Source organism: Corynebacterium sp. HMSC074C04 (genome assembly GCF_001838295.1).
GTDB classification, from domain to species: Bacteria; Actinomycetota; Actinomycetes; order Mycobacteriales; family Mycobacteriaceae; genus Corynebacterium; species Corynebacterium amycolatum.
Genome location: NZ_KV836270.1, coordinates 1 through 17238 on the forward strand (window position 1 = coordinate 1; position 17238 = coordinate 17238).

A 17238-nucleotide genomic window follows, 5' to 3' on the forward strand; every position below is an offset into this window, starting at 1 on the left:
AAACCCCAGGTAGATTGATGCGTACTAGCGTTTTGCCTGTGCAGTAGAGCGATTCACCAAGGACCGGAAGCCCCCCTCCCCTTAACGAAAGCCGATAGCTTTCGCTCATCACTACCACCTTGGCTCCGGTTTCTACGCTCCCCTAAAACAACCAAAGCTCCGGACTGACCAGGAGTCAATGATTCTGAAATCATCATTCTCCTAGCTTGCCCGGAGCCTTAGCCCAGCTACCTAAAAAGAATCAAGCCGCATAAACGCCAATTGATCTAGAGGCCAACAACGCACCTACACGGAGACCAACCAGCGCCTACACGAACTTCACACCTGCGAAGTTCTTCTTACCGCGGCGCAGCACAATCCACTTGCCATGCAGCAGGTCCTCGGCAGCTGGTTCCCACGCTTCGTCCTCGATGCGCTGGTTATTGGCGTAGGCGCCACCTTCCTTAATGGTGCGGCGTGCTTCGCCCTTCGACTTAGCAAGACCCGCAGCAACCAGGAGGTCAACGACCGTTCGCGGTTCACCCTCGGCAATCTCCGCAACCTCGGTCTCAGAGACAGCACCTACCAGAGTGGCCTCGTCCAGCTCAGTCAGCTCAGCGCGTCCAAACAGCGCCTGCGCTGCTAGCTCCACTGCCTTGGTGGCCTCTTCGCCGTGAACCAGATTGGTCATCTCCTGAGCAAGGCGGCGCTGCGCTTCACGCTTGAACGGACGCTCCGCAACAGCGACCTCGTACTCCGCAATTTCCTCCTGAGTCAGGAAGGTGAACCAACGCAGGTAGTCAATAACAACCGAGTCACCAGCGTTGAGGAAGTACTGGTACCAGGAGTACGGCGAGGTCTTCTCAGCATCCAGCCACAACTTGCCGCCACCGGTGGACTTACCGAACTTCTGCCCCTGCGCATCAGTCACCAGCGGCACGGTCAGGCCGTGCACCTTGGCGCCGTCGATACGCCTGTTCAAATCGACACCAGAGACGATGTTGCCCCACTGATCGCCGCCGCCAATCTGCAGCACACAATCGTAGTTGCGGCGCAGCTGCACATAGTCGTTGGACTGCAGCAGCATGTAGGAAAACTCGGTGTAAGAGATGCCGTCGGACTCGAGGCGGCGCTTGACGGTGTCGCGGTCGAGCATGGTGTTGAGGGAGAAGTTCTTGCCCACATCGCGAAGGAAGTCAATGACGGACATATTCATAGTCCAGTCCGCATTATTGACCATCGTCGCCGGAGCATCGCCCTCAAAGTCAATGAAACGACGCAGCTGACCCTTGATGGCCTCCAGGTTATGCTCAATGGCGTCCTGGCTGAGCATCGAACGTTCACCGACATCACGCGGATCGCCGATGAAGCCCGTAGCACCGCCTGCCAGTGCAATTGGGTGGTGACCGGCCAGCTGGAAACGACGCAACATAATCATCGGAACCAGGTGGCCCGCGTGCAGCGAATCGCCCGTTGGATCAAAACCGCAATACAGAGTAATGGGGTTTTCGCACGCCTCGCGCAGCGCGTCAACATCGGTGGACTGATTAATCAGGCCACGCCACTGTAGTTCGTCGATAATGTTCTGTTCAGTCACGTCCTCCATCGTAACGTTTCGCTTGCCGACGTTCACCGCGAGGGTGACCTAGAACTCCTCAACCGCCTTCTTGTGGCGCCGATAGGCTGAGACTGAATCGTCCGGCAGCCACAGCCGCCACGGCCTATTCGCAGCTCGGCGAACGCCCACGCGCGGGCCTGCGTGGATGTCGCTAACTAAATCGGCGGTCTCCGGCTGCGCCACAAACACGCGTGACGACGGATCCAGCGCATCTGCCCCATAGTCGCTTAGGTCAAGGCCAAGCGCCTGACCAACATTGCCCGGACCACGTCCAAGACCCGCAACCGCTGGCTTTTCACCGCGGCGACGGCGCACCGCATCTATGCCTTGCTCAATGCGTACGGAGCGGACTAGCACTCCCCCGCCCGTGCCATCCGTTGCGCTAGTGATGTTGGCACAAAAGTGGATGCCATAGGAGCGGTAGATATACCAATGCCCCGCCGGGCCAAACATGGCGCGGTTGCGGTCGGTCGGCCCCATAAAGCAGTGCGCTGCCGGATCGGGATAGCGCTGGGCAGCTGGACCTCCGTAGGCTTCAACCTCGGTGATGGTGGCGGTGACATCCTCAGCGGGGATGACAATTACGCACCCGAGCAGCGTCCGCGCAGCTTCGATAGGAGCTCCCGACAGCATAGTGCGGTCGAGGACGCTGTAGCCGTCGGGAAGCGGGAAAAGCAATTATTTGTCCCAGGTGATAGCTTCGTCAGAAAGCATGACCGGAATGCCGTCGTCGATGCGGTAGGCGATTTTCAGACGGGGGTTGACCAGCACCTGCTCGTCTTCGAGGTATTCAAGCGGCCCCTTGTCACGCGGGCAAGCGAGGATATCAAGGAGTTTCGGATCAAGGCTCATAGTCCACTACCTTACCGAACTGAATTGCCAGGGTGTCACGATGGCCGTCCGAACACTTAACTGCGAACCGGCTTTTCAGCCCACTGTTTTAGCTCAGTGTTCTTCTCGTCGACACGAGCGAGTTGCTCTGCAACACGGACACCCGCGGTGCCACCACGGGTGTCGCGGGAAGCGACAGCGCCGTCGATAGTAAGCACTTCGCGGACCTTCGGAGTCAGTGCCGGGTGGACGCCGGAGAGGTCCTCGTCGGAAAGCTCGTCCAGACCGATACCGCCCTTGGACTCTGCAATGCGGACGCACTGGCCGGATGCCTCGTGAGCGTCACGGAAAGGTACGCCTTCGCGGACCAGCCATTCAGCCAGGTCAGTGGCCAGGGTGTAGCCTGCCGGAGCGAGCTCGCGCAGACGATCCTCGTGGAAGGTCAGCGTTGCCACCAGACCGGTCAATGCCGGCAGCAGCAGGGTCAGCTGCTCGACCGAGTCCACCAAAGGCTCCTTGTCCTCCTGGAGGTCACGGTTGTAAGCCAGCGGCTGAGCCTTCAGCGTGGCCATGAGCCCTGCAAGATTACCAATCAGACGACCGGTCTTACCGCGAGTCAGCTCTGCCACGTCCGGGTTCTTCTTCTGCGGCATGATGGAGGAACCAGTCGACCAGGCATCAGCCAGAGTGACGTAGCCGTACTCAGGGGTGGCCCAGTAGATGATTTCCTCTGCCAGACGCGACATATCCACGGCAATCTGGGCGAAGACGAATGCCGCCTCAGAGGCGAAATCACGCGAAGAGGTGCCGTCAATGGAGTTGTTCGTGGCAGAGTCGAAGCCGAGCTCCTCAGCGATGGCCTCCGGATCCAAATGCAGCGAGGATCCTGCCAGCGCACCAGAGCCGTACGGGGATACAGCCAAACGACGGTCGAGATCGCGGATACGGTCGAGATCACGCAGCAGCGGATGCGCATGTGCCAGCAACTGGTGCGCCAGCAGCACCGGCTGAGCCGCCTGAGAGTGAGTCTTGCCCGGCATGATGGCATCCGGATGTGCCTTGGACTGAGCAACCAGGGCGCCGACCAGGTCCGTGACATCCAGTGCGATACCGCGCACGGCATCGCGCAGCCACATGCGGAACAAGGTTGCCACCTGGTCATTGCGGGAACGTCCAGCGCGCAGGCGACCGCCGACCTCCGGGCCGACGCGGTCAATCAGACCGCGCTCCATAGCCCCGTGGACGTCCTCATCCGTCGCCTCTGGACCAAACTCGCCGGAGGCAACGTCGCGGCCGAGCTGATCAAGGCCTGCAATCATGGTGTCAAAGTCGGCATCACTGAGCAGCCCGCGAGCATGCAGCACTCGGGCGTGGGCCTTGGACGCAAGAACGTCGTAAGGCGCGAGCACCCAGTCGAAATGGGTGGACTTGCTCAATGCAGCCATCGCCTCGGACGGGCCACCCGCAAAGCGGCCGCCCCACAGGGAGCCTTCGTTGGTACCGTGCTTTTCGACCATTGTCTTTTCCAATAGGCCTTTCGCTCTAGTCGCTCTGGAGAATCTTTACAGGTTGAAGTCGCGCTTTGCGGCCATCTTCGAGGACAGGCCGTGCAGCTCGACAAAACCGCGAGCCAGGGTCTGGTCGAAGGTGTCGCCCTCGTCGTAGGTAGCCAGGTTGAAGTCGTACAGCGAGGTGTTCGAACGGCGACCGTTGACGTTGCAGTGACCAGCGTGCATGACCATGCGGATATCACCGGAAACGCCCTTCTGGGACTCCTCGATGAAGGCATCCAGCGCGCGCTTCAGCGGCGAGAACCACAGGCCGTCGTAGACCAGGTTGGCCCACTCGCCTTCGACCTGGCGCTTGTAACGAGCCAGCTCACGCTCAACGGTGACGTCCTCGAGCGCTGCGTGTGCGGCCATGATGGCAATTGCGCCCGGAGCCTCGTAGATCTCGCGGGACTTAATGCCGACCAGTCGGTCTTCAACCATGTCCAGACGACCGATGCCCTGAGCACCAGCGCGGCGGTTCATCTCTTCGATGGCCTCGAGCACGGAAACCTTCTTGCCGTCGATGGCAGTCGGCTTACCATCCTCGAAGGAGATGATGACCTCATCCGGAGAGTTGAAGTTCAGGGTCGGATCCTCGGTGTACGCGTAGACATCCTTGGTCGGTGCGTTCCACAGGTCCTCCAGGTAGCCGGTCTCAATGGCGCGACCGAACAGGTTCTGGTCAATGGAGAACGGCGACGACTTGGACTGCTCAATCGGCAGACCCTTTTCCTCAGCGAAGGCGATGGCCTTATCGCGGGTCCACGCGAAGTCACGAGCCGGAGCGATGATCTTCAGATCCGGTGCGGTGTTGGCGAAACCGACCTCGAAACGGACCTGGTCATTGCCCTTACCGGTGCAACCGTGAGCAACGTGGGTGCCACCGAACTCCTCTGCCGCCTTCGCCATGTGCTTAACAATCAGCGGGCGAGACAGTGCAGAAACCAGCGGGTACTGCTTCATGTAGAGACCATTTGCCTTAATGGTCGGCAGGCAGTACTCCTCGGCGAACTCGTCCTTAGCGTCGACAACGACAGCTTCGACAGCGCCGGCGTCCAGAGCGCGCTGACGCACGGACTCCATGTCCTCGCCGCCCTGTCCGACATCGATAGAAACTGCGACGACCTCGCCGTCGGTCATTTCCTTGAGGTACGGAATAGCAACGGTGGTATCGAGGCCACCAGAGTAAGCAAGAATAACCCGGTTGGTCATAGGGTAAGCGCTCCTTTAATCGGTGCTTTAAAGCATTTCGTGAAATAGTTTACTGGTTCGTTCCGGCGGCTAGACGCTGGGCTAGGTCAGCGCCGGAAAGTGGTTCTCTAGCCAGGCACATTACGGTGTCATCTCCCGCAATTGTGCCAACGATTTCTTTGAGTCCCGCACGGTCAATCACACTGGCTAGATACTGTGCGGCTCCCGGTGGTGTACGCACAACCGCGATGGTGCCCGAATGATCAATGGAGACCAGCAGCTCGTCTAAAACGCGCCGCATCCTGGCCACCGCCCCGCTGGAGACAGCGAGTGCATCTTCGACGATGGAATAACGCGAACCGTTGACTCCATCGCGAATCTTTCGGGCGCCCAGCTCATCGAGGTCTCTAGACAACGTCGCCTGCGCAATCTCAATGCCTTCGTCGGCAAGCAGCTCGACGAGCTGAACCTGACTGGACACGTGATGCTGCGCCAACAGGTCAGCGATGCGCGTCTGCCGAGCTGTGCGAGAACCTGGTTGTGCTGCGGTCATGACCTTACTGCCTCTCCACCAGCCAGGTCAGCAACGCCTTCTGAGCGTGCATGCGGTTTTCCGCCTCGTCAAAGACTACCGACTGCGGGCCATCGATGACCTCGGCAGTAACTTCGTTGCCGCGGTATGCCGGCAGGCAGTGCAGGAAGATGGCATCCTCATTTGCCTTCGCCATCAGCTCAGCGTTGACCTGGTACGGCAGAAACGGAGTGCGACGATCCAGGCCGTCGTTCTCCTGCCCCATGCTGACCCAGGTATCGGTGATGACAACGTCGGCACCGGCAATGGCCTCATCGACGTCTGCGGTCACGGCCACGGCCGCACCGGTCTGCTCCGCGACCTTCTTGGCGCGGTCGACGTAGACCTGCTCCGGCTGGAAGTTCTCCGGCGCACAGATGGTGACGTCCAGCCCTGCGGTGGCGAAGCCTACTAGGTAGGAGTTGGCCATGTTGTTGGCACCATCGCCGAAGTAGACAGCCTTCTTGCCACGCAGTCCCGCCTGGCTTTCTTCCGGGCACTTGTGCTCGATGATGGTCTGCAGGTCAGCGAGAATCTGGCACGGGTGGAACTCGTCGGAAAGTGCGTTGACAATCGGCACCGTCGCGGTTTCAGACATGGCCTCCAGCCCTGACTGTGCGTAGGTACGCCAGACGATTGCCGAGACGAAACGGCTGAGCACAGCAGCAGTGTCCTGGTAGGTCTCGCCCTTGCCCATCTGCGAGTTTCCGGTTTCAACCACAATTGCGTTGCCACCCAGAGCCGCAATACCGGCGTCGAAGGAGAAACGAGTACGAGTCGAGGTCTTGTCGAACAGCACCGCAACCGACTGCGGCCCCTCAAACGGCCGGCGGGAGTACGGCGCTGCCTTCAGCTCTGCAGCCAACTGCAGCACCTCAGCCTGCTCCTGTGGAGTCAGGTCATCATCGGCGAGAAAATGACGGAGCATCAGTTCCTAATTCCTTCCATTGTTGGCGACAGCCTCGGCGGCGTCGTTCAGGCAGGCATCAATCAACTCGACGGCGCGGTTGATTTCCTCATCACTGAGGTTCAGCGGCGGCACAATTCGCAGCACATTCGCCTGCGGCGCGTTCAGAATGACACCGCGCTCATAACCGGCGTTAACTGCTTCCTTCGCCAGGTTCTCGCACAGCACCAGCCCAAGCATGAAGCCGCGACCGCGCACGTGATCAACATGGTTTAACGACGCAAGCTTGCGAGCCAGGACTTTGCCCTTCTCGGTGACTCGATCGAGCAGCTTTTCTTCTTCCAGCGTCTCGATGACGGCCAGGCCGGCAGCGGCACAGACCGGGTTGCCACCAAAAGTGGTGCCGTGTGCACCGGGAGTGAACAGTTCCGCTGCGCGACCGTTGGCGATGACAGCACCCAGCGGCAGGCCGCCGCCGAGGCCCTTGGCCAGGGTCATGACATCCGGGACGATGCCGTCATGCTGGTGGGCAAACCACTGTCCGGTACGGCCAATGCCGGTCTGCACTTCGTCGACGATCATGAGGACGTCGAAGCGCTTGGTCAGTTCGCGGACCTCGGCGAGGTATCCCTCTGGCGGTGCGACCACACCGGTCTCACCCTGAATTGGTTCCAGAATCACCGCTGCGACACCCAACGGATCGGATTCGATGGTCTTGGTGAGGAAATCGATGTCACCGTAGGGCACGAACTCGACTCCACCCGGCATCGGCTCAAACGGCGTGCGCTTGTCCGGCTGACCGGTCATGGCAAGTGCTCCCATGGTGCGGCCGTGGAATCCGTGATGGGTCGCGATAATACGGTTGCGCCCCGTCAAACGCGCCAGCTTGAATGCAGCCTCATTGGCCTCGGTACCGGAATTGCAGAACATAACCCGGGTGTCATCAGTGTCCCAACCAGTGAGCTCAATGAGCTTCTCGCCCAGTGCCAGTGGTGGCTCAGAGGCGAAGATGTTGGACACGTGCCCCATCGTGGAAATCTGCTTGGACACGGCTTCCACGATCGCCGGATGCGCGTGACCCAACGCGTTGACTGCAATACCGGCGAGCAGGTCCAGGTATTCCTTGCCCTCGGAATCCGTGACAATAGCGCCCTTACCCTGCACAAGCTCAATGCGCGGCGTGCCGTAATTGTTCATCATCGTGTGTTGCCACTGCTGCTTGAAGTCGCTCATGTCGTCTTTCGACCTGCCTAACGTGTGTGTAGGTAAATTCTTGTCCGTCTTTTCTGCCTTATCCGGGCTCTACCATTGTGCCGATACCGCCGGAAGTCATCAGCTCCAGCAGCACCGAGTGTGGCTGGCGGCCATCGATAACGTGAGCCGCTGGCACTCCCTGATCCACTGCATTCAGGCAGGACTCCATCTTCGGAATCATGCCCGAGTCCAGCGTCGGAAGGATTTCTCGCAGGTGCGAAGTGGAAATCTTGGACACCAGCGAATCGCGGTTCGGCCAATCCGTGTAGAGACCCTCGACATTAGTCAGAATCACCAGACGGTTCGCGTTAATTGCCGATGCCAGTGCACCTGCTGCCGTGTCGGCGTTGATGTTGTAGACCTCTTTGCCGTCAGCGGACGGCGCAATCGTGGAGACCACCGGAATACGGCCGGCATCAATCAGGTCCAATAGCGTTTCCGAGTGCACCTCGGTGATATTGCCAACCAGCCCGATATCTGTCTCCTTGCCACCGACGTTTACCGTGCGTCGAGTACCGGTGAACAGGCCACCGTCCTCACCAGAGGTACCTACCGCATACGGCCCGTAGGCGTTAATGAGGTTCACTAGTTCGCGGCCGACCTGCCCGAAGAGAACCATGCGGACAATTTCCATGACCTCCGGAGTCGTGACACGGAAACCGCCTCGGAACTCTCCCTCCAGCCCCAGGCGCTTGAGCATCGACGAAATCTGGGGGCCACCGCCATGGACAACCACCGGCTTCACCCCCACGGTGCGCAGGAAAACCATGTCCTGCGCGAAGGCCTTCTTCAGTTTCAGGTCGGTCATCGCGTTACCGCCGTACTTGACCACCACAATCTTGTCACGGTGGTGCTGCAGCCACGGCAGGGCTTCCGCCAGCACATGTGCCCGCTGTTCGAAGGACAGCCCTTCGGTCAACTGGTGAACCATTGCAGAGTCTCCTCAAAACCGTTACGACGAATATGCCGAGTTGATGTGAACGTAATCGTGGGAAAGGTCCGTCGTACGAATCGTGGCCTCTTCCGGATTACCAGTACCGAGGTCAACCTCAACGGCGATGTCCTTGCCGGAGAGATCCACTTCACGAGCATCAGGCGTGCCACCGGTATCGCGACAGACTACGTGACCATTGAAGGAAACCGTGATGTGCTCGGGATCCATATCCACCGGCGCGGTACCGACAGCCGCCAACACACGACCCCAGTTCGGGTCCGAACCGAACATCGCACACTTGAAGAGGTTGTCGCGGCCGATAATGCGAGCAGCTACCAGGGCATCTTCAGCGCCACCGGTGCCACGCACGGTCACGGACACACGTTTGGTCACGCCTTCGGCGTCCGACTGCATCTGGCGTGCGATGGAATCACACACGCTGAGCACTGCCTGATCGAGCTCCTCCTGCGAGGGCTTCACGCCAGAGGCACCGTTGGCCAAAATGATGACGGTGTCATTGGTGGAGGTGGAGCCATCAATATCTAGGCGGTTAAACGTAACCTCGCTCGCCTTGGCAATAGCCTCGTGCGCCATTTCTGCGCTTACCGACGCATCCGTTGTAATCACACCGAGCATCGTGGCCATCGACGGGCTAATCATGCCAACGCCCTTGCCCATAGCACCGACAGTGAATCCGTCACCATGCGCAACGGCCTGCTTTGCCACCAAGTCAGTGGTCAAGATGGCCTCTGCTGCAGCCGTACCTGCGGCGGTATCGCCGCCCAGTTTCTCAATCAGCTTCGGCACACCTGCCAGCACAATGTCCATCGGCAACCGGTCACCAATCAAGCCGGTGGAACAGGCGCCAATCTCGGTAACGTCGACGCCGAGCCCATCTGCGACCTTTTGGCAGACTTCGAGGGCGTCGGCAATACCCGGCTGACCATTGCAGGCGTTGGCATTGCCGGAGTTCAGCACCACTGCCGACAGCTTGCCGTCAGCGATGTGCTTCTTGGATACCGTCACCGGCGCAGCCTGGACACGGTTGGTGGTAAAGACAGCCGCCGCGGTCTTCTCCGGCCCCTGGTTTACGATGAGCGCCATGTCCGGGTTTCCGCTGACCTTGATGCCTGCAATGACACCGCTGGCCGCGAACCCCTGAGGTGCACATACGCCGCCTTCGTCACCAGCGACGTTGACGAGACCTTCTTTTTCTTCCTTCATCATGGGGCAACTCCTACCAGTGGAAGTCCTGCAGTTTCATTCTGTCCAGTAACCAAATTCATGCACTGAACTGCGGCACCACCGGTGCCCTTTGTCAGATTGTCAATCGCCGAGGTCAGCACCAGGCGCTTGGCGCGTTCATCTACCTCGACCTGAATCTGAACCAAGTTAGAGCCAATTACCGACTGTGTCTGCGGCAGTAGCCCTTCGGCCAACACCTGCACAAACGGCTCATCCTTGTAGAACTCGAGGTAGGCTTCCCGTGCGGCTGCCTCCGTAACCCCGTCGACAAACGGGGCGGTAATAGTGGTGAGAATGCCGCGCGACGTCGGGGCGAGTACGGGCGTGAAGCTGACGGTGAGATCCTCTGCGTACGGCTTGAGGTTCTGCAGGAACTCTGCGGTGTGGCGGTGCTTGCCCGCAGTGTTGTAGGCGCGGAGATTGCCCATAACCTCGGACCCGAGCAGGGGCACAGCCGCCTTCTTGCCCGCACCGGAGGTACCGGTGATGGAAACAACGGACAGGTCCGGCTCAACCAGGTTCTTTGCAACTGCCGGCAGCGCCGTAATTGTACCCCCAGTGGGGAAACAACCCGGCACAGCAATGCGCTTCGAAGCAGCCACTACTTCCCTGTTGCCCGGCAGCTCTGGAATACCGTAAGCCCAGGTACCGGCGTGCTCCGAGCCGTAGTAGTGCTCCCACTCAGCGGCATCCTGCAGGCGGAAATCCGCGCCGCAGTCAATAATTACCGTGTCATCCCCCAACTGCTCTGCAATCGCAGCCGAATGACCGTGGGGCAGCCCGAGGAACACCACGTCATGTCCAGCGAGTGTGTCACCATTAGTCGGCTCAATACGGCGGTCAGCCAAATGTGCCACATGAGGCATAATGTCGCCCACACGAGCACCCGCGTTGGATGCTCCCGTCAGTGCGCCGATGGTTAGTTCGCCGGAAAGATACGCCGGGTGCGACAACAGGATGCGGAGAATCTCTCCTCCTGCGTAACCGGTCGCACCGGCAATGGCAACGGAAATACTCATGTCAAACATTCAACACTTTTATTCACTGTATTGCAAGATATTCATAGAATTCGTTGTCAAAGTGCTGGAATTCTACCAATGTGACGTGAGTGATTTATGAATATAACGCCGTCGTCGGTACATACACTTCGTTCAACCAGCACGCCGGACTATTCAACACCGGACTACTCAACGCCGGACTATTCAACTACGCCGTTTGACTCCTGGCTCATCACACCATCTGCCCACTGCGCCACCGATGACGTCGTGGTGTAGAGATAGTAACCCGACTCCTCCGGGGCGACGCTGCCATCAAAAGCCACTGCACCCGAGAACACCGCAGCCAGCTGGCCGTCGATAAAGAGCGGTCCGCCCGAATCGCCCACCTGCAACGCCGCGGGGCGCTCCATGTGCGCCAACACTGAGTCTTCCCGCACGCACTGTTGATACTTCACCGGGCACATCGACGCGGTGACGGTCGCCATCGGCAGCGAGCCATCCGCAACATCACCGAGCAGCGATCGCCCATAGACCGTGCCTGCCGTTTCTTGCTCTGAAAACGCTTGACGACGTTCCATTGCGGGATACTCCGGAAGAGCTGCATCGCCCGCTAGGTGAATAAGCGCTACGTCACCGGTGGGCGCAATCTCCCAGCGATCAATCGGTACACGCCGGGCATCCGGGCCGAAACCGACCTCGACTTCCCCAACCTGTACCTGGACATCACGGACGCAGTGAGCTGCGGTCATTACCCACTGCGGGGCGATTGCAGTTCCCGTGCAAAAGTTTCCGGTATGGGGACTGGTCCGGACCATGACCGACACCACGGAGTCCGCCGCCACACTAGGCGCAGCAGCCTCCCCGCCGACCAGCGCAGCCGCACTCGGCGCGCCGGTGAGCAATAGACCTGCCGTGACAGCAGCTGCTGCCACAGTCGCCGCAGGCTTCGCACTGCTCACAGCGCGCACTCCGACACGCTGCTCTCGTGCCTCTGCGCTATTCAGCCTGTTGTCGCGGTGACGCAAGATGCCAATCATGGGTATCTCTGCCTGGGGCTTCCCCTTTTAGCCGCGCAGCTGAGCGCCGTGACGGGTAGTGGCCAGCTCAATGGCCGCCTCGCGAGCTGCGGAAGCTTCCTCTTCCTTCAGCGTACGGTCCGGTGCGCGGAAACGCAGGGAGTACGCCAGTGAGCGAACGCCTTCGCCCATCTGCTCGGAACGGTAAACATCGAAGACACGGATGGATTCGAGGAGCTCACCGGCGCCTTCCACCAGAGTCTTCTCCACCTCTGCGGCAGAGACCTCATCGCTGACAACAAGCGCGACGTCCTGGTGGACGGCTGGGAACGGGCTGAGTACCGGCGCCGGCAGGTGCTCCGTCACTGGCAGTGCATCGAGATTGATCTCCATAGCGCAGGTGCGCTCCGGCAGACCAGCATCCTTGCACACCTTCGGGTGCAGCTCACCGGCGTGGCCGACGACGTGACCGTCGACAAGCAGCTCAGCGCAGCGGCCCGGGTGCCACGGCAGCACCTCGGCGTTACGGATCTCCAGCTCGACGTTGGCAGCGCGGGCAACAATGCGCGCGGCTTCGATGGCATCGGCGACGGTGTACGCGTCCTCGTCACCCCAAGGGCTATCCAGGCGGATACGCCCACAGGCGACAGTGGCGACGTGCAGCGGCTGCTCCGGCAGCGAGTCCAGAAGCTCAGCGCGCTCGGCCTCGCTCGGCAAGCCAGCAGTCGACGGCATCGGCGAGACACCGTTACCGCGCTCGATGGATACCTGCTCCACACCATAGAGCGACAGGTCGACTTGGCCGCGAGCAACATTGCGCTTCAGCGACTCCAGCATGGACGGCAGCAGAGTCGTGCCCAGCTGAGCGTGGTCGGACTCCAACGGGTTGATGACCTTGACGGTATTACGACGCGGGTCATCAGCGTCCAGGCCCCAGACGTCGAATACATCGTTGGCAATGAACGGTGTCGGCAGAATCTCCAGGTAGCCATTGTGGGCCAACGCGTGACCGACGAAGCGGCGGCGCAGCTGACGCTCGGTCAGACCGCGGCCGGCCGGAGCGATTGGAAGGATAACCGGAATGTCTTCCAGACCCTCCAGTCGCAAGATTTCCTCAACCAGGTCAGCGGACATGGTCAGGTCCGAGCGCCAGGTTGGCGGAGTGACAGCCAGGCGGTCACCGTTGTCAACGACCTCGCAACCGACCTCGCGCAGGCGACCAATGACGGTTTCACGCGGGTAATCAACGCCCGCAACTTCGCTGGCGCGGTTGACGGCAAAGTCAATAGTCGGAATGGTGGCAACCTCGCCGAGCAGGGTGCGACCAGTGTCGATAGTGCCGCCGGCGATGTCAGCGAGCAGCTGGCAGGCCAAGTCCAGAGCCGGCTCGACAAGGGCGGTGTCCACGCCGCGCTCGAAACGTCGTGAAGCCTCGGAGCTCAGCTTGTGGCGGCGACCGCTGCGGAAGACGTGCAGCGGCGACCAGTTGGCGGCCTCGAAGACCACATCGGTGGTGTCGTCGGCAATCTCGGAGGTAAGTCCGCCCATGATGCCGGCCAGTGACTGAATACCGTTGTCGTCGCAGATGACGACGTCCGCCGGGTCGAGCTTGCGGTCCACGTGGTCGAGAGTCGTCAGAGTCTCGCCGGCCTTAGCGTTGCGGATGTGCAGGCCACCAGCGATCTTGGAGCCATCGAAGGCGTGCATCGGCTGACCGAGCAGCAGCATCACGTAGTTGGTGACGTCCGTGGCCACGTTGACCGGACGCTGACCAGCCAGCAGCAGACGGCGGCGCATCCACCATGGGGTCTCGGCGTTCGGATTGATGCCGGTGACGCGGCGCAGACCAAAGCGGCGGGTGTCGGTGTCCTCGTCGATGGTGACGTTCAGGATCTCACCATCGACCGGTAGCTCCTTGACCTTGGCTGGATCGGCGAAGTCGAGGTTGAATGCGGAGCAGATCTCGCGGCCAAGACCGCGGGCCGACAGCGCATAACCGCGGTCCGGAGTGATGTTGACCTCGAACTTTTCATCATCGAGCCCAATGAACTCCTTGGCGCACGAACCCAGCTCAGCCGGGGCCGACGGGAGCGTGAGAATACCGGCGGAGGAATCGGTCATGCCCAGCTCAGCTTCGGAGCAGAGCATGCCGTTGGAAACCTTGCCGTAGGTCTTCCTTGCGGAAATCTCGAAACCGCCCGGCAGCACGCAGCCCGGCAGTGCGACGACGACAATCGAGCCCTCTTCGAAGTTGCGGGCACCACAGATAATCTCCTGCAGTTCGCCGGTGCCATTGGCATCGCCGACGTTGACCTGACAGAAGCGAATTGGCTTCTTGAAGCCCTCGAGCTCCTCAATGTGGTCGACACGACCGAAAACCAGCGGACCCTCGATCTTCTCCAGCGGCTCGTGCCCCTCGGTTTCAAAACCAACGCGGACAAAGCCCTCATCCAGCTCGTCCGGGGTGACGGACCAGTCCGGGTTGATGGTGTTCTCTGGGCCGCGAACGATTTCAGTGACCCACGACTGTGGAATGAACATGTAAGTAAAACTCCTATCTGTAGGTCAGTGAATTAGCCGCGGATACCGAACGGCTGCGTGAAGCGAACATCGCCTTCGACCATGTCGCGCATATCGGTCAGACCGTTGCGGAACTGCAGGGTGCGCTCCAGACCCATGCCGAACGCGAAGCCCGAGTACACCTCCGGGTCAATGCCGGAGGCCCGCAGCACGTTCGGGTTCACCATGCCGCAGCCGCCCCACTCAATCCAGCCGGCGCCGCCCTTCTTGTTCGGGAACCAGACATCAACCTCAGCCGACGGCTCGGTGAACGGGAAGTAGTTGGTGCGCATACGGGTCTTGGTCTCCGGTCCGAACAGCGCCTTTGCCATATGGTCCAGCGTTCCGCGCAAGTGGCCCATGGTCAGACCCTTGTCCACAGCGAGCCCCTCGACCTGGTGGAAGACCGGGGTGTGGGTGGCGTCGAGCTCATCGGTACGGAAGGTACGCCCCGGGCAGATAACGTAAATTGGCAGGTCACGCGACTGCAGAGTACGAACCTGAACCGGAGAGGTGTGCGTACGCAGCACCTGCTTGGATCCTTCCGGCGCAATGTGGAAAGTATCCTGCAGGGTACGAGCCGGGTGATCCGGCAGGAAGTTCAGCGCGTCAAAGTTGAAGTACTCGGCTTCGACCTCCGGGCCCTCGGCAACTTCCCAACCCATGCCCACGAAGATGTCACCGATCTGCTCGGACAGGATAGTAATTGGGTGCATACCGCCACGCTGGCCTCGCGTGGTGTCCACCGACACGTCGATGCGCTCCGCGACCAGACGGCGCGCGTTTTCCTCTTCCTCCAGCACCGCAAGACGCTCTGCATAGTGCTTCTCGACGGCTCCGCGAACAACATTCACGCGACGACCAGCATCCTTGCGCTCAGCCTTCGGAATGGAGCCCAGCGCGCGGCGAGCCTGCGGAATGTAACCTTCATCCCCCAAGTGCTCACGACGGGCGGCAGAAAGCTCATCCAGGTTGCCGGCAGCGTCAAAGGCATCCGTGGCCTTCTGCGCAGCCGCCTGGAGGGCGTCCTCGGAAAGATCGATAGGATTTGGCGAATCGCTCACGTGTCAACCACTTCTATATAGGACTATCAGTTCTTGTGATGGAACAATCATAGTCGAGGATAACTGCACACGTGCACGCACCTCACCATCGAGGTTTCCTAGTTACCCCGAACTGTCTCCCACAGGCACATAGCCGCTGCGGTGGCGAGGTTCAACGACTCTGCCTCGCCCTTAATCGGGATGGCCACACTCGCCCCCGCCGAGGCCGTAATCTCCTCCGACAGGCCATGTGCTTCGTTGCCGAAAAGCCAGGCGACGGGACCGTCGGGAAGCGCATCAACACCGAGCGTGAGAGCGCCATCCATCGCCGTAGCGAGGGTGGTAAAACCCGCTTCCCTGACTCTCTCCACAACGACATCGATATCGCGCTCGCGTGCGACCGGTGTATGGAAAACAGACCCCGCAGAGGAACGCACGGCCTTCGAGTTCAAAGGGTCAACCGAATCGCCAGCAAGGATCACCGCACCAGCACCGAGGGCATCAGTCATGCGCACAATCGTGCCAACATTGCCCGGGTCATTGCACTCCACCGGAATCACCAGACAACCGGACTGCTTTCCAACCTCAATGGCCTCCTCCAACGAAGTGGACACCGCACCTGTGTCGCAGACGGCGAAAAGCCCGGTAGTGGTGACGGTTTCGCTTAATGAGCGGGCGGCGGAGTCGTCGATAAGCGAAACAGACTTGCGCTGCGTCCCAGGTTCGAGATACCCCGTGAGCAGCTCGCAGAACTGCTCGGTGGCGGCTGCCGTGACGAAGATTTCCACGACAGCCTCTGCGCGGATAGCCGCATCGACGGAATTGAAGCCCTCGACGAGGAAGCGCCCAGCCTTCTTCCGCTTGGCCGCACGGTGGAGCTGAATAGCCGCCGAGACGCGCGGAGTGCGAGGAGTAAACGGCTCGTCGTTGAAGTACAGCGCAGAGTTCATAGTGATTAATCCTAGTGATGCGGCTCGGGATTCATAACTGCCAGTACGGATACGAAAAACCACCGCCAAGGTTATTCGTTAACCCAATCGACGGTGGTTTTTCAAAGATGTTGGCGAGACCGCACTGCCAGTCGCAGGCGCTTGCCGACGCTACGTACGAGTTACCTCGTAGCTGCTTTACTTAGCAACAGGAGCGTTGACATCCTCCGGCAGAGCGTCCTTAGCGACCTTGACCAGAGCAGCGAATGCCTGCGGGTCGTTGACAGCCAGCTCAGCCAGGTTCTTACGGTCAACCTCAACGCCAGCCAGGTTCAGGCCCTGGACGAAGCGGTTGTAGGTGATATCGTTAGCGCGGGCAGCAGCGTTGATGCGCTGAATCCACAGACGACGGAACTGACCCTTACGGTGGCGGCGATCGCGGAACTCGTAAGTCTTGGAGTGGAGCATCTGCTCCTTGGCCTTGCGGTACAGGCGAGAGCGCTGACCACGGTAGCCCTTTGCGGAATCGAGAACTTCGCGACGCTTCTTCTTAGCGTTAACAGACCGCTTCACACGTGCCACGGTGATACTTCCTTTTCGTTGTCTTTAAGAA

16 protein-coding genes are annotated in these 17238 nt (G+C 60.2%); all 16 read right to left on the reverse strand.

What is annotated here, in order from left to right:
- Positions 1–307: 307 nt before the first annotated feature.
- A complete protein-coding gene (tyrS, locus tag HMPREF3011_RS01245; RefSeq protein ID WP_070841165.1) occupies positions 308–1585 on the reverse strand; it encodes a tyrosine--tRNA ligase in 1278 nt (425 codons plus the stop codon).
- A 39-nt stretch (positions 1586–1624) separates the two neighbouring features.
- Complete coding sequence (locus tag HMPREF3011_RS01250) at positions 1625–2275, reverse strand: DNA-3-methyladenine glycosylase (RefSeq protein ID WP_083327045.1); 651 nt, start codon at positions 2273–2275, stop codon at positions 1625–1627.
- A complete protein-coding gene (locus tag HMPREF3011_RS01255) occupies positions 2276–2449 on the reverse strand; it encodes a Trm112 family protein (RefSeq protein ID WP_038625618.1) in 174 nt (57 codons plus the stop codon). It lies immediately after the preceding gene.
- Positions 2450–2505: 56 nt separating this feature from the next.
- A complete protein-coding gene (argH, locus tag HMPREF3011_RS01260) occupies positions 2506–3945 on the reverse strand; it encodes an argininosuccinate lyase (protein ID WP_070841005.1) in 1440 nt (479 codons plus the stop codon).
- 45 nt (positions 3946–3990) lie between these two features.
- Positions 3991–5190: an argininosuccinate synthase gene (locus HMPREF3011_RS01265; protein ID WP_038625621.1), complete on the reverse strand. Its 1200-nt coding sequence runs from the start codon at positions 5188–5190 to the stop codon at positions 3991–3993.
- A 49-nt stretch (positions 5191–5239) separates the two neighbouring features.
- A complete protein-coding gene (locus tag HMPREF3011_RS01270) occupies positions 5240–5722 on the reverse strand; it encodes an arginine repressor (protein WP_038625622.1) in 483 nt (160 codons plus the stop codon).
- Positions 5723–5726: 4 nt separating this feature from the next.
- Positions 5727–6668, reverse strand: coding sequence for an ornithine carbamoyltransferase (argF, locus tag HMPREF3011_RS11250; protein ID WP_070841006.1), 942 nt, complete (start codon positions 6666–6668; stop codon positions 5727–5729).
- 6 nt (positions 6669–6674) lie between these two features.
- The gene (locus HMPREF3011_RS11255) at positions 6675–7880 is read right to left on the reverse strand and encodes an acetylornithine transaminase (RefSeq protein WP_070628933.1); all 1206 of its coding nucleotides are present in this window, start codon (positions 7878–7880) and stop codon (positions 6675–6677) included.
- Positions 7881–7938: 58 nt separating this feature from the next.
- Positions 7939–8832 carry an acetylglutamate kinase gene (gene argB / locus HMPREF3011_RS01285; protein ID WP_005511727.1) on the reverse strand — a complete coding sequence of 298 codons (894 nt, stop codon included), beginning with the start codon at positions 8830–8832 and terminating at the stop codon, positions 7939–7941.
- 21 nt (positions 8833–8853) lie between these two features.
- A complete protein-coding gene (gene argJ / locus HMPREF3011_RS01290; RefSeq protein WP_038625628.1) occupies positions 8854–10062 on the reverse strand; it encodes a bifunctional glutamate N-acetyltransferase/amino-acid acetyltransferase ArgJ in 1209 nt (402 codons plus the stop codon).
- Positions 10059–11099 (reverse strand): N-acetyl-gamma-glutamyl-phosphate reductase, encoded by a 1041-nt coding sequence (argC, locus tag HMPREF3011_RS01295; protein ID WP_210401630.1) that lies wholly within the window; start codon positions 11097–11099, stop codon positions 10059–10061. The genes argJ and argC overlap by 4 nt, the downstream gene beginning before the upstream one ends.
- Positions 11100–11278: 179 nt before the next feature.
- A complete protein-coding gene (locus HMPREF3011_RS01300) occupies positions 11279–12115 on the reverse strand; it encodes a trypsin-like serine protease (protein ID WP_070628931.1) in 837 nt (278 codons plus the stop codon).
- A gap of 27 nt (positions 12116–12142) precedes the next feature.
- Entirely contained in the window at positions 12143–14635 is a 2493-nt protein-coding gene (pheT, locus tag HMPREF3011_RS01305; RefSeq protein ID WP_070841008.1) for a phenylalanine--tRNA ligase subunit beta, read from the reverse strand.
- Between the two features lie 32 nt (positions 14636–14667).
- Positions 14668–15717, reverse strand: coding sequence for a phenylalanine--tRNA ligase subunit alpha (pheS, locus tag HMPREF3011_RS01310; protein ID WP_070429629.1), 1050 nt, complete (start codon positions 15715–15717; stop codon positions 14668–14670).
- 98 nt (positions 15718–15815) lie between these two features.
- Entirely contained in the window at positions 15816–16646 is an 831-nt protein-coding gene (locus tag HMPREF3011_RS01315) for a TrmH family RNA methyltransferase (protein WP_070841009.1), read from the reverse strand.
- Between the two features lie 177 nt (positions 16647–16823).
- Entirely contained in the window at positions 16824–17207 is a 384-nt protein-coding gene (gene rplT / locus HMPREF3011_RS01320) for a 50S ribosomal protein L20 (RefSeq protein WP_070628928.1), read from the reverse strand.
- Between the last annotated feature and the right edge of the window lie 31 nt (positions 17208–17238).